The 1,766-nt window shown below is 71.2% G+C and carries 1 protein-coding gene; it reads left to right on the forward strand.

Annotated features, from left to right (window positions below; all coding sequences use genetic code 11):
• On the forward strand, positions 1–1,634 hold a 1,634-nt coding region (locus ACFYVJ_RS34750), incomplete at its 5' end, for a condensation domain-containing protein (RefSeq protein ID WP_388900516.1).
• Between the last annotated feature and the right edge of the window lie 132 nt (positions 1,635–1,766).

Below are 1,766 nucleotides of genomic sequence, written 5' to 3' on the forward strand. Positions count from 1 at the left end.
TGCTGCCGTCCTCGGTCTCGGTCGTCGACTCGCTGCCGTTGACGGCGAACGGCAAGCTCGACCGGGCCGCCCTGCGCGATCTCGTCGTGCAGCCGTTGCCCACCCGCGAGAGCGGCGATCAGCCGGTCACCGACACCGAACGGCTCCTGGCCGGCATCTGGTCCCAGGTCCTGCGCACCGACTCCATCAGCCGCAACGACCACTTCTTCACCATCGGCGGCGACTCCATGACCGCACTGCGTGCGTCCGTGGCGGCCGAGGAGCAGGGACTGGAGTTCAGCGTCGGCGACCTCTTCGTCCACCCGGTGCTCGCAGACCTGGCGGCAGCGACCGAGCCGGCCGCTCCGGTCGCCGACCCCCGGCAGCCCGCCGCAGATCCGGCTCCGGTCCCGGCCGGCACGGTGGAACGCGCGTATCCGGCCCTGCTCATCCAGACGGGAATGCTCTTCGAGAGCGAGCGTGACCCGGACCGCCCGACCTACCACGTCGTGTCGGAGACGGTGCTCGACGCGCCCGGCCTCACCCCGTCCGCGCTTGCCGCGGCCCTGGCGGCGGTCACGAACGCCCAGCCGGGCCTGCGGACCGAGTTCGACCTGACGGGTGCGGACGGTCCGGTGCAACTCGTCCGCGCACTCCCCGACCCGCTGCTGGAGTACGAGGACCTGTCGACGTTCGCGCCGGACGCGGCGGGCAAGCGGATCGAACAGATCCGGGAGCGCGAGCGCGAGCGGCCCTTCTACCGCGACGACTTCCCTCTGTGGCGGCTGACGTGCGCCGTCCTGCCAGGGGGGCGTGCCCGGATGTTCCTGTCCCACCACCACGCCCTGCTCGACGGCTGGAGCGTGTCGGTCTTCTTCGACCAGATCCTGGCCGCGTTGCGCGGCACCGGGGTTGCTGCGCCCGTCGACGTCTGCAGGCTTGCGGCGGAGGCCGAAGCGGAGGCCCTCGCCTCGGAGGAGTCGGCGGCGTACTGGTCCGGCATGACCCGGCAGTGGCGGGCGCTGACAGTGCCGGAGCGGCGTCGGCAGGACGGGGAGCCGGCACTGTGGTCCGCGACCTACTCCATCGACGGACGCCTGCGGGACGACATCGGCCGGGCCTGCGCGGCATGGAGGTGTTCGCCCAAGCAGTTGTTCCTCGCCGCGCACCTGCGCGCCCTTGAGCTGGGCGCCGGCCCGGGTGCGCCGCGTCCGGGGACGCTCGCCGTGGCCAACGCCCGGCCGGAAGCGTGGGACACCCACCTGGCCGTCGGTGTGTTCCTCAACGCGGTGCCGGTCCTCCCGCCCGCCGAAGGCGCCTCGTGGCGCGAGCGGGTCACGCACGTGGCGGCTGCCGAGCTGGAGATGCTGGAGCACCGGCACTTTCCCTTCGCCGCCATGCGCAGCCGGTTCGGGCTGCCGGCCCCCACGACCTGGTTCACCTACACGGACTTCGCCGCGACCAGCATGGCCGACTTCATCGCCACGGTGACCGACCACACCGTCACGGAGCTTCCGCTCACGGTCAGCGTCGTGGACGACGGCCTGATGGTGGACGGTTCGAGCGACCACTTCACGGCCGCGGAAGTCGCCGATGTCGTGCACGGGTACGCGGAATGCCTGCGGGAGGCCGTGGGAGAAGCGACTGCCGAGTGAGGTGAAAGCGCGCCGTCGTATCGACGGCTTGATGCGAGCAGTGGTTTTTGTGGGTTGGTCGGGTTGTTGACCCGGGGTGATTTTGGGGTGGTGTGTGATGGGCAGCGTGGTTGTGCCGTCGTTGGTGGCGGT

Source organism: Streptomyces sp. NPDC004134 (assembly GCF_042874195.1).
GTDB lineage: Bacteria > Actinomycetota > Actinomycetes > Streptomycetales > Streptomycetaceae > Streptomyces.